Genomic DNA, 23,952 nt, shown 5'->3' with positions numbered 1-23,952 from the left:
GAACAAAATGTCGAAGCGGAACTGGCGACTGCACGAGCAACGGTCCGCGCTGGTAGAGGGTGTACTTAATCGCCGAGGAACTTCTTACTCATCTTTAGCAGCTGCTTATATACGTAGTCTGCGCCTGACAGATCGGCCTCTATATCCACGTCGTCGCAGTATGGCCATCCACGACCCTGCACGCGGCGGATGATGTGTTTTCCCTGGCGTACGGCATCAATCTGCTCCTCGTCGGGCAGCAGATCAATTCGCTTGCCGTCGACCGCTATTTCAGTCGGCCTGGGTTCGCACAAGTCCTCTACGTGAACGCCTGTAAGATGCCGTCCTTCCCTGGTAAACTCAAAGACAGACAAGCATCTGTCACCCAATCCGTATGGGTCGCTATGCTTGACGCCATCACAAATACTGGCCCAACAATTAGCCGGATTTAGAACGGTGCCATACGGGTCCGTATGATCCTTCATGCAGTTGTAAGACCATTGGTGCCACTCAACCGTACCAGCGGACGCGCCAGCTGGATAGGAACAAGCAGCACCTGCTGCGAAGAGAGCCGAAGTTGCAGTTCGAAAAAAAGAACGCACAGAGAGCAAAACCTCTTGGGAAAAGCCGTCGTTTGCAGGCGTGACGAAACCAACCACATGTCGGGATTGCTAGGTTGGGCCTGCGGTGTCCTCACCCGTGAGAAAGCGCCGCAGACCCTTTTGATATAGCTGGCACGGGACGGGCAGGCTGGGGGCGATTGTATCGGCCGCCCCCTGTAACCCTTTTGGTGACCCGCGGTGATTTCCGCAACGGGCCAAGTTTTAGATCACAGCACTTTCCCAACCTGAGGTGCCGGCCGCCTACGGTTTCTTCATGAACTCCTTCAGCGACGCGTGGCGAAGCTTTTTCTCGCCCTTCGGGAACCCTACGCGGCCGACCAAGCGTGGCCTCAGCATACCAGCCCTTCGGCGGTGGAGCGCCCGCCCCCTGAGATGATGTCCATTTCCTTCTCGAGCACTTGATCTTGCGCCAGTTCATTGTCAAGCCGCTTCGGACGCGGGATTAGGGCTCTCGCTCTCGTCCACCAAGGTAGCCGAGAACATTGTCCATCAACCCGGTCGCTCTTCCGCGACTTAGATCGTGAAAAACTCGACCCCCTCATGATTTTGTTCGAAGGTGAAAATCGCGTCCTCCATGTCCAAACATCCATGAAAATAATTCTCATGAACGTAAGTCTTTAGTTTTTCTGTTTGCGTATAGAAGCGTATGGCGCTATCATAATATGCTCCAGATCCTTCCGTGATGACGAATATACCAACAATTTTTTCTTTGTTCTCGATTTTTCTTGTTTGGTCCACCGCCATAGCTAGCGCCTCACCACCAAGGTAGGCTCGAACGGCAAGCGAGTTGGACTGCGCCTTTATCGGTATCCCTTCAACAAGATCAAGCGCTAGACCAAGGACATCCATGTACTACTCCTACTGTCAAATTGTTTCTGCCGGCACCCAGCGCGCCAGCTTCGTGGGTCAAGTAGGAGGTGCTGCTATGCCTTGCGATTGGCGAATTTGGCTTGTCCCATAGTACCTGCGAGATTGCTGTTCGGCCGGTCTGGGGAACCCGCGAAGCCTCGACGTATCGTATGGCGTCTGCGAGGCGCAGCTGCGTCCTGGGATTCTGCTGTAACCGCGATCTCGTAGTGGTCGATTGGCCGCGCCGACGCTGACAAGGCGGCGGCTAGTGGCGCTTCTCCGATCCGCGCGACAGCTCGACTTCCCAGCTCGATGGTTCTGCCTCCCAATCGGCCTCAACCTTTGTGACCATGATGGACATTCCTGTCGCCACGCCATTGTCTCCGCTAACGCTGTCGATGTAGCCGTGAATGATTATCGGGACGAGATGTTTAGGCTCGCACCGTGGCGCCTCTTCATCCTCCTTTTCAAGGTAAACCCTGAGCCGATCGGACCCATCCACCCTGGGGAATTTCGAAGTAATTTTCATTCCTGTGCCTTGTTGCTTGTTACTCGGGCGCCACAGCACGTAGGAAGGTTCGGAATCCGGCGAGGGCTGCGGCTGGCCTGATGTGGCGAATGTTCGCCTAAACGGAAAACGCGAAATTCGCTCTTCCTAGAGTACTGGAAGTGATACTTTGAAGCCGGTCGGCGCTGGCGCTCGGCGAGAGCTCAACTGGGCGGAGCGAAATGACTCGCTACGTACAATCATTTCACTGAACTAGGACGCCTCGACCTCACGAAAACTTCGCCACAGCCGGTTGACCGCGGGGAACAGATTGTCCACGCGCTCCAGCTGCGCGATACGTTCGCGGACTGCATCCTCGCTGACCACATCGAGCGCCATACCCATCCTCTGAAGCCACAACGCCGAAAACTGCCAATCGGAACATTTGCCACCTGAGAGCCATTCGGCGATCTTGTCCGGGCGATAATATATGCGGTTCCCCCATCCCCGGCGCATTGGCTCCGTTTCGGGACCCAAACCGCGGACTCGATAATTCGCAAGAGCCTGAAGGGAGGTTCCCAGAAACCGCGCTACAAGGCGGGACGGTATCGGGCGCCACGGTGGCGTGATGGACTCCATCGCAGCCACAACGAACCTTTGAACATCGATCTTGGCGGCGATGCCATGGGGTTCCCATTTGTTGCCTTCGTATTTCACAACGCAGCTTGGTTCTTTCATCACCGGCATCCACAACGTGTCGCGACTCCAGTTGCTCGATTGCATCGCCTGGCAGCCACTAGTGGACAGTACATAGGTCTACAGTCTCACCCGCTTCCACCACTCAGCCTCCTCCGGTGAAGTTGAAGTGCAGCGTCGCGCTGCACCCCTAGGTGGCAAGGCCTCTTAGCTCAGCCCATCTTTCGTTTGTGCCCACCACAGTCGGGCAAAACCACAAACGCAAGGGATTGAAATGAGAAGACTTTTGACACCAGCACAGGTCGGGAGCCTGATGAACGTTTCGGAGAAGACTGTCGCACGAATGGCCCACGACGGCAGGTTGCCGAAGCCACACCTGATCGGTGGCAAGCCACGCTACTCAGAAGGCGATGTCGAGAGATTTTTGGGAATTACAGACGGTCCTTCCGCGGGCTTCACGCTCGATACCCGATCTGGCTCCATCTACCTCGAGATCGTGAAGGCCAAATATATGGTTATCGATATGGGTCAGCGGTATGCCGTTTTCGAGTTGAAGGACGGGTCCCTGCATCTGCGGCCCTGGCGCAGCGACATCGTTGATGACCTCCCCGATAACCAGCAGCCGGTGTTTCTTTCTTGCGAAGACACCGACGTTCCCGAAGTGGCCCTCTGCGACTTGCCGTCGCTCGCCTCGGCGGGGAGGACGCCACGATGAGCGCGACTGATCAAGAATCACAACACCCGGACTTGGATGCTTTCGCCGCTGGATGGCATGGCGCCACTGGATTTGCATGCGGGTTCGCCAACAGGCAGCAGCAGTTCTTTCGATGGCCTGAGCAGAGACCGCAGCTCGAGGCATGGGTGCAAGCCCACAATAGTCGTCACAGCGCTTATGTCGGTTGGTGTCTTTTCTCCGAACCGTCCAGGGCTGCGGACTGCGCCAGTGTGCTGCCCGGCATTCTCATTGATCTTGATCTGGCCAGCGGCAAGCACGCCAAGACGAACTATGCTCCGAGCGCTTCTGACGCGCTTGCAGTCCTCAGGGAGACGGCCCTCCCCGAGCCGTCCAGGATCATTTCAAGTGGTGGTGGTCTGTATCTTCACTACCTCTTTAACGAACCGCTGATCCTTGCGGATCGAACTGACCGAGCCAGGGCAGCCGCCGTCACGGAAGGCGTCACTGCAATCGTCCGAAACGCCCTGCAGACCCAAGGCTGGGCGCTCGACAATGTGTCGGACCTGGCCCGTATTACTCGCCCGGTCGGGGCCCGCAACTGGAAGTACGATGATGTTCGCGTCGTCGAGTTGGTATCAGAAACGCAGGAACGCCTTACTGTCGCTGACTACGAGATGTTGATTGGTGCCGGAGCCCATCGACGAACAGCCGAGAAGACGCCGGCCACGCCAGCGGTGGAAGTCGAGCGCAAGGGTGGCGAGTTTTCGTTGATCGAAAAGCACTGCGGCTTTGTGCATCGGCTCTCTGAGACGCCGCAAGACGTCAGTGAACCCGAATGGTACGCCGTGGCAACGCTCGCCGCACATTGTGAAGACGGTGACGATGGTTTTCACCGCCTGTCGGCGTTGGACAGTGCTCGCTACCGCGACGACGACACCGCCGCGAAGCTCCGGCATGCCAGAAAGGTCAAGCCGCGGACGTGCACCGATATCGAAACTAGCCTGGGTTCATCGGCATGCGCGCGGTGCCCGTTCAAGGCCGCTGAGATGGTGTCGCCTTACAAGCTGGCTTTCGGGGACGAGAAGCTCCTCGAATTGCAGGCGCAGTATGTCCTCTCTGCTCAGACGGACTCGTACCATCCAGTCTCTGGGGCTATGACGGCATTGCCCGCCGTCTCCTTCAACAATCACTTCGCTCACCGCCTCGAAAGGATCCATAGCCTTTTCATTCACGACGCTCGGTCACCAAAAGTCATTGGGACGGATTACATCGCCGGTGATCAGCGATTGATCATCCGGCGCCCCGAAGGGACGGCCGTGCTGAACGAATGGCGCCCCGGGGGACTGGAGGCAAGGGATGGCAGTACCGAGGTCATTGATGAGCACTTCGTGCTTCTGCTTCCGAAGGATCACGAACGAGCTTGGGTGTTGGACTATCTCGCTCACCTGCTTCAGCATCCGGCCATCAAGGTCAAACACGCGATAATGCTCATTGGAGAGCCTGGGGTTGGCAAGTCGTTCATCAACGACCTACTGACGGGCCTTTTCGGGGAGCAGAACGTTAAGGTCGATGATGCCGCTATCCACGCGAGTGACTATAAGCGCGCCCTGGGCAACAAGCAGGTCCTCATCATTGAGGAGATGGCAACATCATCTAAATGGGAAGTTACGAACGCGCTGAAGCCGTGGTTCACCAGCGAAAAAGTTGTGGCCAACGAGAAGTACATCAGAGCGCATGAAGTGAGATCGCCTAGGGGTATCTTTATCCACACCAACCACGCTGTCCCGGCCGTATTCGAGCCGGGCGAACGACGGAACGCGGTCTTTCGAGTCGACGCTCCCGCACGCGACCAGGGCTATTACGATCGACTTTTCAGCATCGGTGTTCAGCAGTTTCCTGCCTTAAAGGCCAGACTGCTGCAGCGTGACATCTCGGCATGGTCCCCGAATGCCCGACCGCCCGTGACAGAGGCGAAGGCCGAGATCATTGAAGCTAGCAGAACGCCTGTTGCGGCGGATGTTCAAGAGCTCCTGCGAACCGACCGTATCCGAAGGGACCTGGTGACCGTGCAGGAGATCGTCTCCCTGCTCGCGCATCCCTTGTCCATGGCCGGTGGGCCATCGTCTTCCAAAGTCACCAGGGGACTCCAGGAATTGGGCGCCAGGAAACTGCAGAAGACCAAGCTCTCAAACGGCTCCACGGTGGATCTCTGGGCGGTGCGTAACCCGCAACGGTGGCTGCTAGCCACTCACGCGGAGCGCAAGGCTCACTACGAGGGGGTGGTTGCTCCGTCTGGGATCGTCCTTGGATTGGTCCAGGAAACGGCTCGACAACAGAACGTCTGACAAACGCTCGGTTCCTAGTTCCTGAGTTCTCAGACTTTTAGAAACTTTCTACCTAGAATGTATAAAGCTAAAAGTTTTCCAGGGCTCTTTAGCCGAGAACTAGGAACTGCCCCCACCTACTGCCGTACTGCGGATCGTTCACCGGAAGCATGTTGAGAGGACTGAGGGCAGGATGCGGGCTGTGCCCTTACACAACAACACACCCGCGTGCCCTACTGAACTACGATTGACGTTCGCCGCTGGCTTCCTTTAGGGCCCTTTGCCTTCTCTTCTCGAGAAGCCTGCGTACATCGGCTTCCACGTCGTTTCCGCGAACTATGGCCCTCAGGGGCTGTGGCTCGGCCGGCGGCTGAAAGACCTCTGACCGCGAGATCCTTTTGCTGGACAACCAAGCGTCTACTTCGTGCCGGTGAAATCGGAATTGCCGACCCAATCGGTGAGCGGGGACTTCGCCGCTGATCGCCCAATATCTGATTGTCCGGTCCGAGACCTGGAGTTCTTTGGCGAGTTGTGTCGTCGTGATCCACTCGGTCATGGTCTACTGCCTAGCTCTGTTTCCAATGCTTCTGCCCGCCTGCGCCAAAACCTGAGCCAGGTCCAAAGGGCCGACTGCTCAACCAGCTGCGGTAGCTGCGTCTACATCACTGCATGGACCAGGCGCCGGCGCCCCAACGAATGTCAGTCGAGCTTCAGCCTCTTCGACCCTATGGCAGTGAGGCACTGCGCTAGGAACACGGCGCTGAAGCGTCCCCGTGAGAGCTTGTTGCGGATGTTGGCCGCCTTCTCCTCGACACCAATTGCAGCCAACTTCTCGGCGAGGTCGGCGTAGCTCAAGCCCTGAAGCTTTAGCTCGGCCTTCAACACCCCGCTGATCAGTCGCTCCCACTCGGTTTCGGTCATCCGAACATTCTCCAGCAAAAAATCTTTGGCGGCCTATTGAAGGCAATTTCACGCCACTTATGTATCGTATACAGTGCAAATGCACCGTACACGATCAACGGCTAATCCCAAGGAACTCACAACATGACCATCGACCAGACAACGGCAAAAGTGCTGACCGACCTCCTTCGCGAACTCTCCTCGGAACTGGACCTTCATCACGAAGATGAAGAGTTCCCTGCCCTTAAAGCCACGATTGAAACGCTGCGAAGCGCTGCCACCCTGATGACGGACGCCGGCCACAAGATCCCTGAAGTTTACCACCATGTCATGCGCCGCTTCGAACGGGCGACTCGTTCCTAACATAGCGATCCGAAGCCAAATTTCACGACGCACAGCCTTCCTCCTCCACAGGACTTTCAATGACCACACTGTTCGACCCGTTCATCTCGAGCTCCGACTATCTGGCCCTGGCCCGCGATCGCGACCGGACCGGAACATCCAGACTGCACGAGGATCTTTCCCAAATGCTCGACAACGACTACGCCTGCGGCCTAAACCAAGAACACGTCGATGTCCTTATCTATCCCGCCAACTGGAGCTCCGCCGTACGCGATGAGAACAGGAAACCGCGGGCCTATCTCCACGCGAGGGTTAACCAAAAGGGAAACGCCGAGGTCAACTGGGCGCGAGGCGACCACGAAGTCGTTTATGAAGAAGACTTTCTGGCCAGGTACGTGAGCGCGGCTCAGTCCGCTGCCTCGGTCACAGGGCGAGGCATCGGGGAACTGATGTGGTGGAAGGGCTTCGAGCTCCTGGTCAGCAATGCAATTATCCGCAGATCGCCTGTAGCCACCGCGCTCCTGTACGCCCACGCCGCCAGCCTCAACGAGCTCGCGTCCGTCCTTGCCCAACACGTCAATCTGGTCGGCGCAACGGCGCTCAAGTTCACCTATCAGGATGCCGAAATAAGCTCGGCGGACTTCGTGCCGACCATCCCGTCTGATCGGCTCCGAGAGATGATCCAGGAGCGAGGCCGGCGGAAGGCGGCAACGCTTCGAGAGGCCGTCGAACGCATCGCAAAGCTTGATGCAGAGGATCCTGAATGATCCTCTGCCACCTCTTCCTCCTTCTTCAAGCAGCCAATGTTTGTCCAATGGTCTTCTTCGGTGGCACGTTCGCCCGCGGCTCTCGCGGCGTTCGTCGGATCCACCTATTGTCAGTCGCACCTCCAACGATCCACCGGCATCTCGCGGGCGACACCTTCTCAGCCGAGCTTTCGCGCTGCAGGCGCGAGGCGCGATGGCACGGCCATCTGGATTTTGGGCTGACATTTCCGTCCTGCAGCTCGGCCGCCGGCTGGAAGGTTTTGGAACCGACTCGGTCGCGGATCTTTCGATTAGGTGCGCGCAATTAGCTCCAGCCGGAAGGAGTATACGCTTTTTCCTCATCTGGGACTGACCGATGGCGGGAATGGACCTACCCTCGGCCCGCAAAAATTTTTGCTTTTTCGGGTAATAGCACTCGCCTCCGCAGGCCTGCTATTTCGAAAACCCGCTCCCCCTAGAGTACCACGCTAATGACCCATAGAACCGCGACATGGGCGGAACTAGATCGAGGTGCGTTCCACATGATTTGAGCCCACACAGTATGAAGCGACCGTCAAGCCGACTGCCAGACAACCTCACACCTGTTGCGGTCAACCTTGACCAAGCTGCAGCGCTCATCGGGATCGGCACGTCGCTGTTCACTCAGCTAGTCGCCGCCGGTCAAATGCCAGAGCCACGGCCGATTGCTTCACGCCTTCTTTGGGATGTGGAGGAGGTTGCAGCCGCCTTCCGAGCGATCCCGCATCGGGGCGAACCTAACGGATCGGGCACGTCGTCCCTATCAACCAACCCCTGGAACTGATGCCGAGAAAGCTACCAAAAGGCGTTTCCCCTGATCGTGACCGGCACGGAAACGTGCGCCTTTACTTTCGCGCCCCCGGCCGGTCCAAAATTCGATTGCGAGAACGACCCGGAACGCAGGAGTTCGAGACCGAGGTGGCTTGCGCTCGGCTTAACGTTCCCTACTCGCCCCTTAAGACCATCGGCGTTGCGGACCGGCAGGAACCAGTGTCCCTGCGATCTTTTCGATGGCTGTGTCAGGAATACAAGCGACGTGTAAGGCTGTCCCCAAAGATCCTGACCCGGCGGTCATCGGTTCTCGATGAAATCTGTGACAGCTTGCACAAGGGCGGTAGCAAACGGGGGGCACTCCCTTTTGACCTGCTAGAGCGGAAACACGTTCTTGAGATTCGTGACGATCTTCGTTCGACACCAGGCGCACAAAACGAGGTCGTCAAGGTCATCTCGGCCATGTACGGCTGGGCAGTCGAAAATGACCTCGTCAAGACCAATCCAGCACTCGGCGTGAAGCGCCTCAGGTCGGGTGACGGATTTCATACATGGTCCAGGGGGGAAGTGCGCCAGTTCGAAGCACGCCATCCCCTTGGCAGCAAGGCACGTCTGGCACTGCATTTGGGTTTGTTCACAGGCCTCCGTCGTCAGGATCTTGCGATCCTTGGACGCCAACACGTGACGAATGGATGGCTGCACATCCGTCCCCAGAAGACCAGCAAATCGTCAGGTGTGGAAGTCGAACTTCCCCTGCTTCCTGAGTTGCGGGCGACGATCGACGCTACTGCCTGCGGCGACCTAACCTTCCTGGTCTCAGAGTGGGGAACGCCGTTCACGGTCAATTCGCTGGGCAACAAGATGCGAGACTGGTGCGATCAAGCAGAGCTTCCGTACTGTACGCTCCACGGCCTGCGGAAGGCAGGGGCCACCATAGCAGCCGAGAACGGCGCCACGGACGAGCAACTCATGGCGATCTTCGGATGGACCACCAAGCAGCAAACGACGCACTACACGAGGAAAGCGCAACGCCGCCGGATGGCCGGACAGGCCGCCCACCTCTTGGCCATCCCGGAACAAAATCAGGACGAAATTGTCCCACCAAAAAAGTCGACGACGAAAAGTGGGACAAAAATCGCAAAAAGCTCCGGCAATTCAACACCTGAATGAAGGTGGTGGTGCCCCTAGCCGGAATCGAACCAGCACTCCTTGCGGAACTCGATTTTGAGTCGAGCGCGTCTACCAATTCCGCCATAGGGGCTCAGGCCGGGCGGCCTGGATGGCGCGGGACTATACGGTTGGAGGGCTGTTCGTCAACTGGCCAATTCTCCGGCGCCCTCAAGATGCGACCAAACTGCGCCTTTCGATTTCGTGACGGGGCTGCCATTGTGCAGCGCGGAAAATCTTTCTAGACAGGCGGCGCATCAAAGCGCGGCACGTCTGCGGGGACGGATGGCGTGCTCTGGGTCTTTGTTCTGTGCATGCCGTTAAACCCCAACCTGCCTGCGCAATGGAACGACACGCATTAGGAGTGCCGATGCTTCGCGGACTTTACGACTGGACCTTGTCGCTGGCGGCCCGCAAATCCGCCGAATGGTGGCTGGCCTTCATCGCCTTCGTCGAAAGCTCGGTGTTCCTGGTGCCGGCCGACGTGCTCTATCTGCCGATGGCGCTGTCGCGGCCGGATCGCGCCTACCGCTATGCGCTGATCGCCACCGTCGCCTCGGTGCTGGGCGGCATCGCCGGCTGGTTCATCGGCCACTACGCCTATGACGCCGTGGCGAGGCCGATTCTCGAATTCTACGGCAAGTACGACGAGTTCGAAGCGCTGCGCGCAGGGGCAGGCGTCGGCTTCATCGTCCTGATGCTGATCACGTCGGGCGCTGCCCACCTGCCGCCGATCAAGGTGGTGACGATCCTGTCCGGCGTCATCGGCGTCAATTTGCTGTTGTTCGTGGTGCTGGCGATCGTGGCCCGCGGTGGCCGTTTCCTGCTGCTCGCCTGGCTGCTGCGCCATTATGGCGAACCGATCCGCGAATTCATCGAAAAGCGCCTCGGCCTCATCGCCGGCGCCGGCGCGGCTGCCCTGATTTTGCTCTATATCCTGGTCAAATACGCGTTCTGAACAGAACCATCGCGAGCCGGACGGACCGATTGAAATGACAGCGACCATGAATGCCGACACCGGACGCCAGCGCACGCTGACCGCCTTGTTCCTCGCCGTCGCCATGGCCGCCACCGTCGGCTCGGCGCTCGGCTTCCAGTATCTCGGCGGCTACATCCCCTGCCACCTCTGCCTCGAACAGCGCACGCCCTATTATATCGGCGTGCCGCTGATGGTGCTGGCGGTGATTGCGTCGATGCTGCACGCACCCAGCTGGCTGACGCGCGGCCTGCTGGCCGTCGGCGGCATCCTGATGCTCTACGGCCTCTATCTCGGCGTCTACCACTCCGGCGTCGAATGGCAGTGGTGGGCCGGCCCGACCGATTGTACCGCAGGCGCCGGGCCGGTCGACACCGGCGGCAAGGGCGTGCTCGACGCGCTCGACAAATTCGTGCCGCCGTCCTGCGACAAAGCCGCCTTGCGCATCCTTGGCCTGTCCCTGGCCGGCTGGAACGCCATCGCCAGCCTGATCCTCGCCGCCGTCGCCTTCCGCGGCGCCCTCACCCGCGACTGATTTGGCGCGATGGCGCCGACGCGAGATCGTTCAAAGAATTCGGCAGGCTGAGTCGTATGGAGTGATTGTCGAGAACCGAAGCGGAGCGGACATTTGGTCCGTGAGCATCGGAAGCGCAGACAATTGCTCCAGACGGCCAGCCTCCCGAATTCTCGAACGATCTCAGGGTTCGAGTTCGACATCCCAGTACAGATAATCCATCCAGCTCTCATGCAGATGGTTGGGCGGGAACAGGCGGCCATTGTTGTGCAGATCGTGCACCGTCGGCTGGAAAGGCTTCTGCAGCGGCCACATCTTGGCATGCGCCGGCATCATGCCGCCCTTCCTCAGATTGCAGGGCGAGCAGGCGGCAACGACATTCTCCCATGTCGTCGCACCGCCGCGATGGCGGGGGATGACGTGATCGAAGGTCAGATCTTCCGGCGTGCCGCAATACTGGCACTGGAAGCGATCGCGCAGGAAGACATTGAAGCGGGTGAAGGCCGGGTGCCTGGACGGCTTCACATAGGCCTTCAGGCTGACCACGCTCGGCAGCTTCATCGAGAAGGTCGGCGAGGAGACGGCGTGCTCGTATTCGGCGACGATGTTCACCCGGTCGAGGAACACCGCCTTGATGGCATCCTGCCACGACCAGAGCGACAAGGGGTAATAGCTGAGCGGACGGTAATCCGCATTCAGCACCAGTGCTGGAAGCCCATCCGGAGATACGGCAACCGTCACGTGTTCACCTCCTTGGTTCTAGACCCGAACGGCGCGGATACTGTAAGCCCGACATGACAGGGATGTGAAGCGGATTGTCGCGTCGCCTAAGCGCCAAAAATGCATGATTTTTATGATTTTTTGCGGATTCAGGCCGGCGGCGCGGCGTCCCGCCCTCTGGTTTCGCGATAATAGGACCAGAAAAGCCGTGATGCGACACCTCGCCACGGGCTCCATGATTCGGCCAATGCGATCAGGGTTTTCTCCGGCGGACGCGGCTCGATGCCGAGCGCGTGGCCGACCGCGCTCTGCAGCGCGACGTCGCGCGCGGGGAAGATGTCGGGATGCCCGGCGGCGAATAAGAGATACACTTCCGCTGTCCACGGACCGATGCCGGACACCGCCGTCATCGTCGTGATCGCCTCCTCGGCACCGAGCGAACAGAGGTGATGAAGGTCGAGGCCGTCGACCACGGCCTGGGCAACAGCGATCAGGCCGCGCTGTTTGGGCCGCGACAGGCCGGCTTCGCGAAACATGTCCTCGCCGGCGGCCAGGATCGCCTGCGGCGTCAGCGGATCGACGAGCTTGGTCAGCCGGCCGAAGATGGCATCGGCACTGGCGCGGGACACTTGCTGCGAGACGACGATCGACGCCAGGCTTCGAAACCCCGGCGCGGACAGCCGCAGCGGCACCTCGCCGGCCATGCCGCGCACCTTTTCCAGGCGCGGGTCGATCACGCAAAGCGCATCGAGCCCCCGGGCAATGTCGTCTGATGTCACGATACGGCGCATGCTTTCTTGTTCCTCGACCGTCGACAGGGTAGCAATTGGCGAAGCGCCGCAAAACATGATTGCCGCCTGAGAGATGACACTCCTGACATTCCGCTTCGCGCCCAGCCCCAACGGCGACCTGCATCTCGGCCACGCCTATTCGGCGCTGCTCAACCAGAAGCTGGCGGCACGGGCGCACGGACGCCTGCTGCTGCGCATCGAGGATATCGACACGACGCGCTGCACGCCGCAATTCGAGGCCGGCGTGCTTGCCGACCTGAAATGGCTGGGGCTTGGCTGGGAAGAGCCGGTGCGCCGCCAGTCCGAGCATTTCGCCGAATACCAGGCGATGCTCGAGCGGCTGGTCCGGGAGGAACTCGTCTACCCCGCCTTCATGAGCCGTGGCGAGATCCGCGCCTTCATCACCGACAGCGAAAAGCGTGGGCGCGACTGGCCGCGCGATCCCGATGGCGTGCCGCTCTACCCCGCCGCGGACAAGGCGCTGCCGCTGAAGGAACGCCAGCGGCGGATAGTCGAGAATGCGCCCTTCGCCTGGCGGCTGGATGTCGAGGCCGCCATGGCGCGTGTCGGCAAGGACCTGTCCTGGACGGAGTATTCCGACGAAACGCTTTCCGCGACGCGCTCCGTGGAAGCCCGCCCGCAGGACTGGGGCGACGTGATCTTGGCGCGCCGTGACATCCCGACCAGTTACCACCTCGCCGTCGTCATGGACGATGCGCTGCAAGGCGTCAGCCACGTCGTACGCGGCCAGGATCTGTTTTCCGCCACCGGCGTGCAGCGCCTGCTGCAGCGACTCCTGGGGCTGCCGCAACCGGCCTACTTCCATCATCGTCTCATCCTCGGGCCCGACGGACGAAAGCTGTCGAAGAGCCTGGGCGATACCGGCCTTGCCGCCTTGCGCAATGCCGGCGCGTCGCCTGGCGACATCAGGGGGATGGTCGGGCTTTGAGCGCGGCGCGGCCAAGGTAACGCATGTCGAACTTGACGCCCGTTGAATTCCGGTGATGCATGGATCAATGGTTTCGTTTTGCACGCCGGGTTGAAGCGCAGTAGAGCAGCGCCACGGTCAACTCCCTCCAGTGCGGCGTCTGCGGAACATGCACAGCATCAAGCGGTTCATTCCCGCCACCTTCGTCGTCCTGTGGGCCACCGGCTTCATCGGTGCGCGCTACGCCATGCCGTGGGCGGAACCGTTCACCTTCCTCGCCGCGCGTTTCGTCATCGCCGCCATCCTGCTGGCTGTCCTGATGCTTGTGCTGGGTTCGAAAAGAGCCACCCGCGTGGAGGCGCTGCATGCCACCGGCGCCGGCATCCTGATGCATGGCGTCTATCTCGGCGCCGTCTTCTGGGCCATCCACAGGGGCATGCCGGCCGGCTTTTCAGCCCTCATCGTCGGCCTGCAGCCACTGATCACGGCGGTGCTTGCCGGTAAGTTTCTCGGCGAGGCGATCCTGCCGCGCCACTGGCTTGGCCTTGGCATCGGCCTCATCGGTATCGTCATCGTGCTGTGGCCGAAGCTCGGCGCGCTGGACGGCGGCGTGACCGCGGCGACATTGACCGCCTCGCTGGTCTCGGTGCTCGGCATGAGCGCCGGCACCATCTGGCAAAAGCGCTTCGCTTCCGGCGGCGACCTCGTCGCGGCGACCATGTGGCAATATGTCGGCGGTGGTTCGCTGATGCTCCTCGCCTCGCTCGCCTTCGAAACCCACACCGTCGTCATCAATGGCGAGCTGATCTTCGCCATGGCCTGGCTGGTGCTGGTGCTGTCGCTCGGCGCCATTTTCCTGCTGATGGTCATGATCCGCGACGGGGAGATGTCGAAAGTGGCCTCGCTGTTCTACCTGGTACCGGCGGTGACGGCGGTCATCGCATGGGCCCTGTTCGACGAGCAGCTCAACGCCCTGCAGATTGCCGGCATGGCGATCACGACCTTCGGCGTTGGCCTGGCAACAGCGCGGCAGACGAAGGGAAGAACTGTGGAATTGAGGAATTGAGGAATTGAGGAAGAAGCACAGACAGTGCCGGATATGGCCCGCTTTTTCTCCAATTCTTCAGTTCTTCAATTCCTCAATTCTACCTGTCATCCCACCCGCGCACGTGCCTCCAGATAGCGGCTGATCGCGGCATTGAGCTCGCCGCCAAGGATGAAGATCGCCGAGACCATGTAGAGGAAGACCACGGCGATCATGATCGAGGCCAGGCCGGCATAGGTCGTCACATAGGACGAGAAGTGGTCGAGATAGGTGGCGAAGATGGTCGAACCGATAAGCCATGCCGCCAGCGTGAAGACGATGCCCGGCACCAGCGAGACGAAGCGGCGCTTGCCCGCCGGCAGCCAGAAATGCACGGCAAACAATCCGCCGACAATGACCGCCGAAGCGATGACGTAACGCCACAGCGTGATGGTGCCCATATAGGGCTTGATCCAGTCGATATGGGCTTCGGCGATCCGCGCCAGCAGCGGCGCGAACACCAGGAGCACGCTGATCGCCAGGAAACCGGCCGTGGCGATGAGAACGAAGATGATGCTCTGCACCCGGCGGTAGATGATGCCGCGCGTTTCCGAAACGCGATAGGCGCGGTTGAGCGACGTGCGCAGCGCCTCGATGCCGTTCGACGCAAAATAGGCAGCAAGCACCACGCCATAGGTCAAAAGGTCGGTGCGCCGGACGGTCAGCACATTGAGCACTTCGCGCGCGATCGGCTTGGCGATCTGTTCGGGCCAGGTGTCGAAGACCAGATGCACGGCGGTGTCGGAGAACGCCTGCGCGCCGAGGAAGCTCGCCAGCGTCGTCGCGAAGATCAGGAACGGGAACAGCGCCATCAGCGATGTGATCGCCAGATGGCTGGCCATCGCCCAGCCGTCATCGGTGTTGAAATGGCCGAGCGCGTCGTAGAGGACCCGCTTGAGGGCTACGATCTTCCGCAACAAGAACCGCGCCCTCCAATTGTCTCCACGCCGGGAATATGGGAAGGGATTGCGGCAAATGGCAACCCTTGGCGAAACCACGAACAGTCCGGCGCGAAAGTTGCGCTCGATTATCATCACCGGTGCGTCTTCGGGAATAGGCGCGTACTGCGCCCGCGCGTTGAAGGCGGAAGGCTGGCGGGTGTTCGCAACGGCGCGCAAGCCGCAGGACATCGCGGCGCTCGAAGCCGATGGCATCGAGGCCTTCTATCTCGATTATTGCAAGCCGGAGTCCATCGCCGCGCTGGTGACGGCGGTGCTCGACCGCACCGGCGGCCGGCTCGACGCCCTGTTCAACAACGGCGCCTATGCCCAGCCTGGCGCCGTCGAGGATCTGCCCGTCGCGGCGCTCAAGCAGCAGTTCGAGGCGAATTTCTTCGGCTGGCATGATTTGACCCGCCGACTGGTGCCGGTGATGCGCCGCCAGGGTGACGGCCGCATCGTCCACTGTTCGTCGATCCTTGGCCTCGTGCCGGTGCGCTTTCGCGGCGCCTATTCCGCGTCGAAGCATGCACTGGAGGCCTTGATGCTCTGCCAGCGCCAGGAACTGGCCGGCAGCGGCGTCCACGTTTCGCTGATCGAGCCGGGGCCGGTGAAGTCGAAGATCGCCAGCAATGGCCTCATTTGGTTTCTCAGCAACATCGACCACGAAAATTCCGTGCACCGCGTGGACTATGCGGCGCAACTCGAACGGCTGCGGGCCGGCGGCAGCCAATCGGCCTTGAAGCCAGGGCCGGAAGTCGTTCATGCGGCGCTGCGCCATGCACTTCTGTCGCGGCGCCCGCGACCGCACTATGTGGTAACATTGCCGGCCAGGATCGGTGCGGTGCTCAAACGCATCCTGCCGGCATCGATGCTTTACCGCCTGATGGCCAAACGCGCCTGAACGCCAAAACAACTGGAACGAAACAATGGCAACCGTCTTCAACATTCTCGCCATTCTGGTCATGGTCGCCGTTGCGGTCGTGCTTGTTCGTGGCCTCATCAATATGATGCGCGGCGGCTCCGGCGTCACATCGAACAAGCTGATGCAGGCGCGCGTCATGCTGCAGGCCGTGGCGCTGGTGCTGATCCTGCTTGCGGTGTATTTCACCCGCAAGTGAGGGATGTCGGCGGGGAGGCGAAATGGTCAAGCTCAACAAGATCTACACCCGCACCGGCGATGATGGCACCACGGGTCTCGGCACCGGCGAGAGGCGGCTGAAATCCGACCTGCGGGTAGACGCCTACGGCACGGTCGACGAAGCCAATGCCTGCATCGGCATCGCCCGGGTCCACACGGCCGCGATCCATCCCGCGATCGACGCCATGCTTTCCCGCATCCAGAACGATCTGTTCGACCTCGGCGCCGATCTCGCCGTGCCCGACGACGGCAAGCCGCTCGGCTATGAGCCGCTTCGGATCGTCGCCGTGCAGACCGACCGGGTCGAAAAGGACATCGACCTTCTCAACAAGGAGCTTCAGCCGCTTAAATCCTTCGTGCTCAATGGCGGCACGCCGGCAGCGGCGGCACTTCACCTTGCCCGCACCGTGGCGCGGCGGGCCGAAAGGCTGATCGTGGCCCTTGCCCAGGATCCGGACGAGCACGTCAACCGCGACGGTCTGAAATACATCAACCGGGTCTCGGATTTCCTGTTTGTCGCCGCCCGGGCGGTCAATGACAACGGAAACGCCGACGTGCTATGGGTTCCCGGCAAGAACCGCTGATTGTCGAAAGCGGAAGAGGGCCTGGGGCATGTTCATCCCGCTTTACGACACCAACAGGCTGCGGCACATCAGGCTGCAATATGTGACGATCGGGCTGATCGTGGTCAATGCCCTGGTCTACCTCGCCACCGCGCTCGGCGGCGAGAGTTTCTCCAATGCCGCCGTGCTTGGCCTCGGCTTCATCCCGTCGGTCGTCCATGACACCGCCGAGCTCGATCCGCGTTTCATCGTCATCCCCGAAAGCCTGAGCTACCTCACCTATTCCTTCCTGCATGCAGACATCTTCCATCTCGGCGGCAACATGCTGTTCCTGTGGGTGTTCGGCGACAATGTCGAGGATGCGCTCGGCCACATCCGCTACCTCATCTTCTACCTGTTGTGTGCGATCGCCGGCGCCGCTTTCCAGGGCCTCGTCGCCTGGGATTCGCAGGCGCCGCTGATCGGTGCCTCCGGCGCCATCGCGGGCGTGGTCGTCGCCTATCTGATCCTTTATCCCAGGGTGAAGGTCTGGGTGCTGGCCTTTGCCCGCATTCCGCTCCGCATCCCGGCCTTCATCCCGCTCATCTTGTGGGTGCTGTTCCAGGTGGTGATGTTTGCCGCCGGCGGCGAGGACCAGATTTCGTGGGCCTGCCATATCGGCGGCATCATTGCCGGAGCCGTTCTTGTGCTCGTCCTGCGCAGCCGCGGCGTGCCGCTGTTTGCCGGCGCCGACGAGGACGTCGCGCCCACCGCTCCCGACCAACCGCCGGTTGCCACGGAACCGCTGATCCCCGACCCGCCCGCCGCGACGCCGCGCTGGGGGCGAGGAAACACTTCCAGTTCGGACTGAACCGATTTGAGCCGCTTGCAGCGTATTGACGTGCAGGGTTGCCGCAACTACGGAAACGTCACCGCCGCAACCTAAGGCGGGCAAACACCAGAATTTCCATCCGGCCGGAATTCCATCCGGCCAAAATTCAGTCAGGAATGTCGGCTTTCGACAACTCAGAACGGGCGCAGGCTGTTATAGCGCGCCCAACTAGCGTGAAGAGGTGACAGGCAAATGAAGATCCTTGTGCCCGTGAAGCGGGTTGTGGATGCGAACGTCAAGGTTCGCGTGAAGGCTGATGGTTCGGCGGTGGAGCTCGCCAACGTCAAGATGGCGATGAACCCGTTTGACGAAATCGCGGTGGAAGAAGCAATCCGGCTGAAGGAAGCCGGCAAGGCTGAAGAAATCATCGTCGTCTCGATCGGCCCGCAGCAGGCGCAGGAAACACTGCGCACCGCGCTCGCCATGGGCGCCGACCGCGCCATCCTGGTCAAGACCGACGAACAGACCGAGCCGCTCGGCGTCGCCAAGGTGCTGAAAGGCGTCGTCGACGCCGAGCAGCCCGGCCTCGTCATTCTCGGCAAGCAGGCGATCGACGACGACTCCAACCAGACCGGCCAGATGCTGGCGGCACTGCTTGGCTGGGCGCAGGGCACCTTCGCTTCCAAGATCGTGCTCGACGGCGACAAGGCCAAGGTGACGCGCGAAGTCGACGGCGGCCTGCAGACCGTGGAACTGAAGATGCCGGTGATCGTCACCGCCGACCTTCGCCTCAACCAGCCGCGCTATGCCTCGTTGCCCAACATCATGAAGGCCAAGAAGAAGCAGCTCGACGAGAAGACCCCGGCCGACTACGGCGCCGACGTCAAGCCGCGGCTGAAGGTCATCAAGACCGAGGAGCCGAGCGGCCGCAAGGCAGGCGTCAAGGTCAAGAGCGTCACTGAGCTGGTCGACAAGCTCAAGAACGAAGCCGGCGTGTTGTAAGCGATCGGGAAAGGAACAGAAAAATGGCTATTCTCCTCATCGCAGAACACGACAACGCAACGCTTTCCGACCAGACCGCCAAGGCGCTGTCGGCGGCGCTGCAGATCGGCTCGGACGTGCATGTGCTGGTTGCCGGCAAAGGCGCCAAGCCGGCAGCCGACGCTGCCGCCAAGCTCAAGGGCGTGAGCAAGGTGCTGCTGGCCGAGGCAGACGAACTTGCCGAGCGCCTGGCCGAGCCGACGGCAGCACTGGTCGTGTCGTTGGCAGGCGCTTACGACACCATCATCGCGCCGGCGACCTCGTCGGGCAAGAATGTCGCGCCGCGCGTCGCAGCGCTGCTCGATGTCGCGCAGGTGTCCGAGATCATCGAAGTCGTATCGCCCGACACCTTCAAGCGGCCGATCTATGCCGGCAACGCCATCCAGACGGTGCAGTCGAGCGACCCCAAGAAGGTGATCACGGTGCGCACAGCCTCGTTCCAGGCAGCCCCCGAGGGCGGCTCGGCGGCGGTCGAGACCGTCAAGGCCGCGGCCAATCCCGGCCTGTCCACCTTCGTCGAGAACAAGCTTTCCGAGACCGACCGTCCGGAGCTGACCTCGGCCAAGATCATCATCTCGGGTGGTCGTGCGCTGGGTTCGGCGGAGAAGTTCCAGGAGGTCATCCTGCCGGTCGCCGACAAGCTCGGTGCAGCCGTCGGCGCCTCCCGCGCCGCGGTCGATGCCGGCTATGCGCCGAACGACTGGCAGGTCGGCCAGACCGGCAAGGTGGTTGCCCCCGATCTTTACATCGCGGTCGGCATCTCCGGCGCCATCCAGCATCTCGCCGGCATGAAGGATTCGAAGGTCATCGTCGCCATCAACAAGGACGAGGAGGCGCCGATTTTCCAGGTTGCCGACTACGGCCTCGTCGGCGATCTCTTCGTCATTCTGCCGGAGCTGCAAAAGGCGCTTTGACGCTTTCTGCCAAAGCGTATTAAATGGTGAGGGTGGGGTAGACGAAGTCGCCCCGCCCTTTTAGTTTGCACCGCACAAAAAGCAGGCCGCAAAGGCGAAAAGCAATCCAGCAAAAGTGCGCAGCGGTTTTGCGTCCGGAATTGCGGTAAAAAAAGGTGGAGCGCTTTCGCAGTTCAAGCGGAAGGGCTCAGGACGGGATCGGTGTAATGAGCAAGATCGAGACGATCGGCATCATCGGCGCGGGCCAGATGGGCGGCGGCATCGCCCATGTCTCCGCGCTTTCGGGCTACAAGGTGCTGATCTACGATATTTCGCCCGACCGCATCGAGAAAGGCATCGCCACAATCAGCGGGAACATGGCCCGCCAGGTGGGGTCCGGCAAGCTCGACGAGAAGGTGCGCAACGACGCGATGGGCCGCATTTCGGCCGCGCCCGCGATGGCCGATCTTGCCGGCGCGGATCTGGTGATCGAGGCGGCGACAGAGGACGAGACGGTCAAGCGCAAGATCTACGCCCAGCTTTGTCCGCAGCTCAATCCCGAAGCCATCCTGGCGACCAACACCTCGTCGATCTCGATCACGCGGCTTGCCGCGCAGACCGACCGGCCTGAGCGGTTCATCGGCATACATTTCATGAACCCGGTGCCGCTGATGAAGCTGGTCGAGCTGGTGCGCGGCATCGCCACCGAGGACCAGACCTTCGAGGCGGCCAAGACCTATGTGAAGCAGCTCGACAAGACGATCACGGTCTCGGAGGATTTTCCGGCCTTCATCGTCAACCGCATCCTGTTGCCGATGATCAACGAGGCGATCTACACGCTCTATGAGGGTGTCGGCTCGGTCGACGCCATCGACACCGCCATGCGGCTCGGCGCCAACCATCCGATGGGGCCGCTGCAGTTGGCCGATTTCATCGGGCTCGATACCTGCCTGTCGATCATGCAGGTGCTGCATGACGGCCTGTCGGACTCCAAGTACCGCCCTTGCCCGCTGCTGGTGAAATATGTCGAGGCCGGCTGGCTCGGCCGCAAGACCGGGCGCGGCTTCTACGACTATCGTGGCGAGCATCCCGTTCCGACGCGCTGAGCGCATCGTCGACGCAAATCAGGGACAAGCCTTCGGATCGGCGGTTGACAGGCTCGATCAGGAGGCCGCCGCCAGCGGCTCTGTCCGGCCCTCCACGATCCGTGCGTCGGACGCCATGGAGACACAGCCGCGGCCGGCCGCCTTGGCCGCATAGCAGGCCGCATCGGCTCTCGCGATGATCTCGTCGACCTCGCCGCAACTGGCATTGATCGCAGCCAGTCCGATGCTGGCGCCGATCACGTGAGGACGGCCGTCCCAGGTGAAGTCCAGCCCGCCGATCGCATCGATGATGGAGCGTGCCGCGATCTTGGCGCCGGCTGCCGAACCCGATTTCAGAATGACCGCGAATTCGTCGCCGCCGAGGCGAGCGACGATATCGTCTGGACCAAGCACGCCGCGAATCGCCTCGGCAACCCGCTTCAGCAGCGCGCCTCCCGCCGCGTGTCCGCCGGTGTCGTTGACCAGTTTGAAGTGGTCGAGATCGATGAACATGAACTGATGTCCGGCGCCTCCGACCGACTTCGTCGTGTCGGCGGTGCCGTCCTTGCGCGCCTGGCCGACCAGGTCTTCCATGGCGCGGATGAAGCTCGAGCGGTTGGCAAGGCCGGTCAGCGCATCGTGTGCCGCGGCGTGCGCCAGCTGGCGCTGCAGCGCGCGCGCATCGGTAAAGTCCTGGAAGACGATGACCAGCCCGCAGAATTCGTTCCGTTCGTTGATGATCGGCGACACCACCTGGCGGATGCTGCAGCGCGTGTCGTCGCGCCGGATCAGGACGGCGCGGCTGTTCTGGTCGGCGGGCGCATGAACGCCAACTGCGGGCCGGGTGACGCCGATCCTGTGCCCCGTCTCCTCGTCGACCGCCCAGTAGACATGGCCAAGCATCTTGCCGAGAGCCTCGCCGCCGGCAATCCCGGTCAGCTTTTCGGCGACCGGGTTCATGAAGGTGATACGGTTTGCGGCATCGGTGCAGATGACGGCATCGCCGATTGATTGCAGCGTCACCCTCAGCCGCTCCTTTTCGTCGGCAAGCATTGCCGCCGACACAGTAAGGCGCTCTTCGGCCTCCTTGCGACGGGTGATGTCGGTCAGGCTGCCGATGGCCCTGATCAGCCGTCCATCCTCGTCGCGTTCGATGGCCTTGCCGCGGTCGAGTATCCACATCCAGTGGCCATCCTTGTGGCGCATCCTGAATTCGGCTTCAAAGAACGGTGTCTTGCCCTCGAGATGGGCGCGATCGGCTTCGGCGACAGTCTCGCGATCGTCGGGATGAATCATCGTCAGCCAGCGATCGGTGTCGCCATCGAGCTCGCCATCCGCATAGCCCAGCATCTTGACCCAGGTCGAGGAATAGGTCGTGCCCCCCTTGCGCATGTCGAGGTCCCAGACGCCTTGGCCGGCACCAGCCAGAGCAAAATTCCAACGCGTCTCCGCCTCGGCAATGCGCGCCTCGGCCTGCTTGCGCGCGTCGATGTTCTCGATTTGCGAAACGAGATAGAGCGGGCGGCCGCTGGTCTCATCGCGAATGACCGAACCGGCAAGATGAGCCCAGACGGGCGTTCCGTCCTTCCTGAGATAACGCTTCTCGAAGTGGAAGGAATTGACCGTGCCCGCCTTCAGATCGTCCATCGTCTCCCGCCCGATCAGCAGATCGTCGGGATGCGTGATCTGGAAGAAAGTCAGCGCCTCGATCTCTTCGCTTGTGTAGCCAAGCATGGCGGCGAAGGCCGGATTGGTTTGGCGGATGCGACCGTCGAGACCGACAACCACGATGCCGATCGCCGAATCCTCCATGGCGCGGCGGAAGCGCAGCTCGCTCTCGGCGATCTGCTGGCGATCCCTGCTGATCCTGCGGATAGACAGGGCGGCGAGGAACAGCGCGCCCGCCGCCACCGCCACCGCGATCTGCAGGCAGAGCCTCAACGCTTCGGTGCCGAAATCCAGGCTCGACAGCAGGATCGAGGTCGCCAGCACGCCCAGGCCGGCGACGAGCAACGCCAGCCCTGCATGCGCAAGAGATTTTCGGCTGGTTAATCCTCGCCACATCACGATACGTGCCACCCCCGTGCGCAAACGCATGTTCTCGCATCAACCTTGGCGGATCGATTTTAAGGAAAGGTTGCGTCCGGCATGCCGGCGTGGTCGCTAACCGGCAAACAATTGCCGGCATGATTAAGGATCGGTGCACGGGTCCGCGATCGTTACGAAACGCTACCAGCGTATGAAAAACCGTCCGCCGAGCGCACCGAGCAATGCGAGCGCTGCGATCGCTGCCGTGTACCAGGTGGCGACGAAAAGCGGCGAGTCGTCGAAGCAGTGCGCGGCATAGAAGGTTGCCGCCAGCCCGCCGGCGAGCAGACCCGCCACCGCACCGGCAAGCACGGGCCGTGTCGGCGCGCCATAGCGCAGCATCCACAGGAAGATGGCAAGCGGGCCAATACCGATCAGCGGGATGAAGCCCATGCAGAGCATCATGTTGGAGCCGACCATCCGTGTACCCCACAGCGCCTCCGGCACCATGAAAAGCTCAAGAAGCACCGCCACGGCGACCAGCACGGGCGCCGCAGCCATCCAGGCCATTGCCCGGCCCGTCGAGGCGCCCGGCGTCGACAAGGCGCGGATCAGGGCGAAGGCGCTGACGGCCAGCACGATGGTGAAGACGAATTTGGAGAGGAAGCGCATCGTGTGAGCGGCCGCCATGAAGTCCGGGCGCGGGCCGATGGTCAGCAGGAATACGACGGCCGCGATCACCGCCCCCGCACCGGCGGCCAGCCACCAGGCCGACAGCAGCGGGATTGCCTTGCTGCTTGCGTCGGCGTCCAGCGCCTTGATGAGATCATCCGTCCTCAT

The 23,952-nt window shown here is 61.3% G+C and carries 26 protein-coding genes and 1 tRNA gene; 16 read left to right on the top strand and 11 right to left on the bottom strand.

What is annotated here, in order from left to right:
• Window positions 1-65 precede the first annotated feature (65 nt).
• The 3 genes from NP945_RS00730 to NP945_RS00720 all read right to left on the bottom strand — a co-directional run bounded on the left by NP945_RS00730 (window position 66) and on the right by NP945_RS00720 (window position 2,676).
• Window positions 66-353, bottom strand: a complete 288-nt coding sequence (locus NP945_RS00730; RefSeq protein WP_256745314.1) for a hypothetical protein — start codon at window positions 351-353, stop codon at window positions 66-68.
• A gap of 762 nt (window positions 354-1,115) precedes the next feature.
• Window positions 1,116-1,451, bottom strand: coding sequence for a hypothetical protein (locus NP945_RS00725; protein ID WP_256745313.1), 336 nt, complete (start codon window positions 1,449-1,451; stop codon window positions 1,116-1,118).
• 760 nt (window positions 1,452-2,211) lie between these two features.
• On the bottom strand, window positions 2,212-2,676 hold the full coding sequence (locus NP945_RS00720) for a hypothetical protein (RefSeq protein WP_256745312.1): 465 nt from the start codon (window positions 2,674-2,676) through the stop codon (window positions 2,212-2,214).
• Window positions 2,677-2,908: 232 nt separating this feature from the next.
• Between NP945_RS00720 and NP945_RS00715 the strand changes: the two genes are divergently transcribed.
• Together NP945_RS00715 and NP945_RS00710 are read left to right on the top strand one after the other, a co-directional pair.
• Window positions 2,909-3,349, top strand: a complete 441-nt coding sequence (locus tag NP945_RS00715; RefSeq protein ID WP_256745311.1) for an AlpA family transcriptional regulator — start codon at window positions 2,909-2,911, stop codon at window positions 3,347-3,349.
• Window positions 3,346-5,655, top strand: a complete 2,310-nt coding sequence (locus tag NP945_RS00710) for a DUF5906 domain-containing protein (RefSeq protein WP_256745310.1) — start codon at window positions 3,346-3,348, stop codon at window positions 5,653-5,655. The genes NP945_RS00715 and NP945_RS00710 overlap by 4 nt, the downstream gene beginning before the upstream one ends.
• 220 nt (window positions 5,656-5,875) lie before the next feature.
• Here the strand turns inward: NP945_RS00710 and NP945_RS31915 are convergent, their stop codons facing one another.
• Both NP945_RS31915 and NP945_RS00705 read right to left on the bottom strand, forming a co-directional pair.
• A complete protein-coding gene (locus NP945_RS31915) occupies window positions 5,876-6,190 on the bottom strand; it encodes a helix-turn-helix domain-containing protein (RefSeq protein ID WP_372337951.1) in 315 nt (104 codons plus the stop codon).
• A 143-nt stretch (window positions 6,191-6,333) separates the two neighbouring features.
• On the bottom strand, window positions 6,334-6,555 hold the full coding sequence (locus tag NP945_RS00705; protein ID WP_256745309.1) for a DUF6471 domain-containing protein: 222 nt from the start codon (window positions 6,553-6,555) through the stop codon (window positions 6,334-6,336).
• 123 nt (window positions 6,556-6,678) lie between these two features.
• On the opposite strand from NP945_RS00705, the gene NP945_RS00700 reads away from it, so the two are divergent.
• The 3 genes from NP945_RS00700 to NP945_RS00690 all read left to right on the top strand — a co-directional run bounded on the left by NP945_RS00700 (window position 6,679) and on the right by NP945_RS00690 (window position 9,602).
• Window positions 6,679-6,897, top strand: coding sequence for a hypothetical protein (locus NP945_RS00700; protein WP_256745308.1), 219 nt, complete (start codon window positions 6,679-6,681; stop codon window positions 6,895-6,897).
• Between the two features lie 59 nt (window positions 6,898-6,956).
• Window positions 6,957-7,643 carry a hypothetical protein gene (locus tag NP945_RS00695; RefSeq protein ID WP_256745307.1) on the top strand — a complete coding sequence of 229 codons (687 nt, stop codon included), beginning with the start codon at window positions 6,957-6,959 and terminating at the stop codon, window positions 7,641-7,643.
• A gap of 1,008 nt (window positions 7,644-8,651) precedes the next feature.
• Window positions 8,652-9,602: a tyrosine-type recombinase/integrase gene (locus NP945_RS00690; protein ID WP_256745306.1), complete on the top strand. Its 951-nt coding sequence runs from the start codon at window positions 8,652-8,654 to the stop codon at window positions 9,600-9,602.
• A gap of 6 nt (window positions 9,603-9,608) precedes the next feature.
• Here NP945_RS00690 and NP945_RS00685 read toward each other — a convergent pair.
• Window positions 9,609-9,693 (bottom strand) — tRNA-Leu (locus NP945_RS00685).
• 276 nt (window positions 9,694-9,969) lie between these two features.
• On the opposite strand from NP945_RS00685, the gene NP945_RS00680 reads away from it, so the two are divergent.
• Together NP945_RS00680 and NP945_RS00675 are read left to right on the top strand one after the other, a co-directional pair.
• Window positions 9,970-10,557 (top strand): YqaA family protein, encoded by a 588-nt coding sequence (locus NP945_RS00680; protein ID WP_023811139.1) that lies wholly within the window; start codon window positions 9,970-9,972, stop codon window positions 10,555-10,557.
• A 34-nt stretch (window positions 10,558-10,591) separates the two neighbouring features.
• Entirely contained in the window at window positions 10,592-11,110 is a 519-nt protein-coding gene (locus NP945_RS00675; protein ID WP_013529434.1) for a disulfide bond formation protein B, read from the top strand.
• Window positions 11,111-11,272: 162 nt separating this feature from the next.
• On the opposite strand, the gene NP945_RS00670 is transcribed toward NP945_RS00675, so the two are convergent.
• Together NP945_RS00670 and NP945_RS00665 are read right to left on the bottom strand one after the other, a co-directional pair.
• Window positions 11,273-11,830, bottom strand: coding sequence for an HNH endonuclease (locus NP945_RS00670; protein WP_006328497.1), 558 nt, complete (start codon window positions 11,828-11,830; stop codon window positions 11,273-11,275).
• 128 nt (window positions 11,831-11,958) lie between these two features.
• The gene (locus NP945_RS00665; protein ID WP_256745305.1) at window positions 11,959-12,600 is read right to left on the bottom strand and encodes a DNA-3-methyladenine glycosylase; all 642 of its coding nucleotides are present in this window, start codon (window positions 12,598-12,600) and stop codon (window positions 11,959-11,961) included.
• Window positions 12,601-12,673: 73 nt separating this feature from the next.
• Between NP945_RS00665 and gluQRS the strand changes: the two genes are divergently transcribed.
• The gene (gluQRS, locus tag NP945_RS00660) at window positions 12,674-13,549 is read left to right on the top strand and encodes a tRNA glutamyl-Q(34) synthetase GluQRS (RefSeq protein WP_256745304.1); all 876 of its coding nucleotides are present in this window, start codon (window positions 12,674-12,676) and stop codon (window positions 13,547-13,549) included.
• A gap of 148 nt (window positions 13,550-13,697) precedes the next feature.
• On the top strand, window positions 13,698-14,594 hold the full coding sequence (locus NP945_RS00655) for a DMT family transporter (protein WP_256745303.1): 897 nt from the start codon (window positions 13,698-13,700) through the stop codon (window positions 14,592-14,594).
• Between the two features lie 86 nt (window positions 14,595-14,680).
• Here the strand turns inward: NP945_RS00655 and NP945_RS00650 are convergent, their stop codons facing one another.
• A complete protein-coding gene (locus NP945_RS00650; RefSeq protein ID WP_127270626.1) occupies window positions 14,681-15,532 on the bottom strand; it encodes a YihY/virulence factor BrkB family protein in 852 nt (283 codons plus the stop codon).
• Between the two features lie 55 nt (window positions 15,533-15,587).
• On the opposite strand from NP945_RS00650, the gene NP945_RS00645 reads away from it, so the two are divergent.
• The 7 genes from NP945_RS00645 (at window position 15,588) to NP945_RS00615 (ending at window position 21,105) form a co-directional block, all read left to right on the top strand.
• Complete coding sequence (locus NP945_RS00645; RefSeq protein WP_256745302.1) at window positions 15,588-16,454, top strand: SDR family oxidoreductase; 867 nt, start codon at window positions 15,588-15,590, stop codon at window positions 16,452-16,454.
• A gap of 25 nt (window positions 16,455-16,479) precedes the next feature.
• Window positions 16,480-16,671 carry a twin transmembrane helix small protein gene (locus tag NP945_RS00640; RefSeq protein ID WP_013529428.1) on the top strand — a complete coding sequence of 64 codons (192 nt, stop codon included), beginning with the start codon at window positions 16,480-16,482 and terminating at the stop codon, window positions 16,669-16,671.
• Between the two features lie 22 nt (window positions 16,672-16,693).
• Complete coding sequence (locus NP945_RS00635) at window positions 16,694-17,275, top strand: cob(I)yrinic acid a,c-diamide adenosyltransferase (protein WP_127270629.1); 582 nt, start codon at window positions 16,694-16,696, stop codon at window positions 17,273-17,275.
• A gap of 28 nt (window positions 17,276-17,303) precedes the next feature.
• Entirely contained in the window at window positions 17,304-18,104 is an 801-nt protein-coding gene (locus tag NP945_RS00630; protein ID WP_127272488.1) for a rhomboid family intramembrane serine protease, read from the top strand.
• A 213-nt stretch (window positions 18,105-18,317) separates the two neighbouring features.
• Window positions 18,318-19,067, top strand: a complete 750-nt coding sequence (locus NP945_RS00625; protein ID WP_127277120.1) for an electron transfer flavoprotein subunit beta/FixA family protein — start codon at window positions 18,318-18,320, stop codon at window positions 19,065-19,067.
• Window positions 19,068-19,090: 23 nt separating this feature from the next.
• Window positions 19,091-20,020, top strand: coding sequence for an electron transfer flavoprotein subunit alpha/FixB family protein (locus tag NP945_RS00620; RefSeq protein ID WP_256745301.1), 930 nt, complete (start codon window positions 19,091-19,093; stop codon window positions 20,018-20,020).
• Window positions 20,021-20,226: 206 nt separating this feature from the next.
• Window positions 20,227-21,105: a 3-hydroxybutyryl-CoA dehydrogenase gene (locus NP945_RS00615; RefSeq protein ID WP_013529423.1), complete on the top strand. Its 879-nt coding sequence runs from the start codon at window positions 20,227-20,229 to the stop codon at window positions 21,103-21,105.
• A 57-nt stretch (window positions 21,106-21,162) separates the two neighbouring features.
• Here NP945_RS00615 and NP945_RS00610 read toward each other — a convergent pair whose 3' ends face one another.
• Both NP945_RS00610 and NP945_RS00605 read right to left on the bottom strand, forming a co-directional pair.
• Window positions 21,163-23,097, bottom strand: coding sequence for a PAS domain S-box protein (locus NP945_RS00610; protein ID WP_256745300.1), 1,935 nt, complete (start codon window positions 23,095-23,097; stop codon window positions 21,163-21,165).
• Window positions 23,098-23,313: 216 nt separating this feature from the next.
• Window positions 23,314-23,952, bottom strand: a complete 639-nt coding sequence (locus NP945_RS00605) for an NrsF family protein (RefSeq protein WP_127271201.1) — start codon at window positions 23,950-23,952, stop codon at window positions 23,314-23,316.

This window comes from Mesorhizobium sp. LMG17149 (assembly GCF_024518695.1).
GTDB lineage: Bacteria > Pseudomonadota > Alphaproteobacteria > Rhizobiales > Rhizobiaceae > Mesorhizobium.
The sequence above is the reverse complement of the archived record's forward strand: the minus strand, read 5'-3'. Positions and strand labels throughout refer to the sequence as shown.

Bases quoted from the DNA above. Each gene is read 5' to 3' on its own strand.
- NP945_RS00725 (WP_256745313.1), bottom strand. From the start codon at position 1,451: ATGGATGTCCTTGGTCTAGCGCTTGATCTTGTTGAAGGGATACCGATA.
- NP945_RS00720 (WP_256745312.1), bottom strand. From the start codon at position 2,676: ATGAAAGAACCAAGCTGCGTTGTGAAATACGAAGGCAACAAATGGGAA.
- NP945_RS00715 (WP_256745311.1), top strand. From the start codon at position 2,909: ATGAGAAGACTTTTGACACCAGCACAGGTCGGGAGCCTGATGAACGTT.
- NP945_RS00710 (WP_256745310.1), top strand. From the start codon at position 3,346: ATGAGCGCGACTGATCAAGAATCACAACACCCGGACTTGGATGCTTTC.
- NP945_RS31915 (WP_372337951.1), bottom strand. From the start codon at position 6,190: ATGACCGAGTGGATCACGACGACACAACTCGCCAAAGAACTCCAGGTC.
- NP945_RS00705 (WP_256745309.1), bottom strand. From the start codon at position 6,555: ATGACCGAAACCGAGTGGGAGCGACTGATCAGCGGGGTGTTGAAGGCC.
- NP945_RS00700 (WP_256745308.1), top strand. From the start codon at position 6,679: ATGACCATCGACCAGACAACGGCAAAAGTGCTGACCGACCTCCTTCGC.
- NP945_RS00695 (WP_256745307.1), top strand. From the start codon at position 6,957: ATGACCACACTGTTCGACCCGTTCATCTCGAGCTCCGACTATCTGGCC.
- NP945_RS00680 (WP_023811139.1), top strand. From the start codon at position 9,970: ATGCTTCGCGGACTTTACGACTGGACCTTGTCGCTGGCGGCCCGCAAA.
- NP945_RS00675 (WP_013529434.1), top strand. From the start codon at position 10,592: ATGACAGCGACCATGAATGCCGACACCGGACGCCAGCGCACGCTGACC.
- NP945_RS00665 (WP_256745305.1), bottom strand. From the start codon at position 12,600: ATGCGCCGTATCGTGACATCAGACGACATTGCCCGGGGGCTCGATGCG.
- gluQRS (WP_256745304.1), top strand. From the start codon at position 12,674: ATGACACTCCTGACATTCCGCTTCGCGCCCAGCCCCAACGGCGACCTG.
- NP945_RS00655 (WP_256745303.1), top strand. From the start codon at position 13,698: ATGCACAGCATCAAGCGGTTCATTCCCGCCACCTTCGTCGTCCTGTGG.
- NP945_RS00645 (WP_256745302.1), top strand. From the start codon at position 15,588: ATGGCAACCCTTGGCGAAACCACGAACAGTCCGGCGCGAAAGTTGCGC.
- NP945_RS00640 (WP_013529428.1), top strand. From the start codon at position 16,480: ATGGCAACCGTCTTCAACATTCTCGCCATTCTGGTCATGGTCGCCGTT.
- NP945_RS00635 (WP_127270629.1), top strand. From the start codon at position 16,694: ATGGTCAAGCTCAACAAGATCTACACCCGCACCGGCGATGATGGCACC.
- NP945_RS00630 (WP_127272488.1), top strand. From the start codon at position 17,304: ATGTTCATCCCGCTTTACGACACCAACAGGCTGCGGCACATCAGGCTG.
- NP945_RS00625 (WP_127277120.1), top strand. From the start codon at position 18,318: ATGAAGATCCTTGTGCCCGTGAAGCGGGTTGTGGATGCGAACGTCAAG.
- NP945_RS00620 (WP_256745301.1), top strand. From the start codon at position 19,091: ATGGCTATTCTCCTCATCGCAGAACACGACAACGCAACGCTTTCCGAC.
- NP945_RS00615 (WP_013529423.1), top strand. From the start codon at position 20,227: ATGAGCAAGATCGAGACGATCGGCATCATCGGCGCGGGCCAGATGGGC.
- NP945_RS00605 (WP_127271201.1), bottom strand. From the start codon at position 23,952: ATGAGGACGGATGATCTCATCAAGGCGCTGGACGCCGACGCAAGCAGC.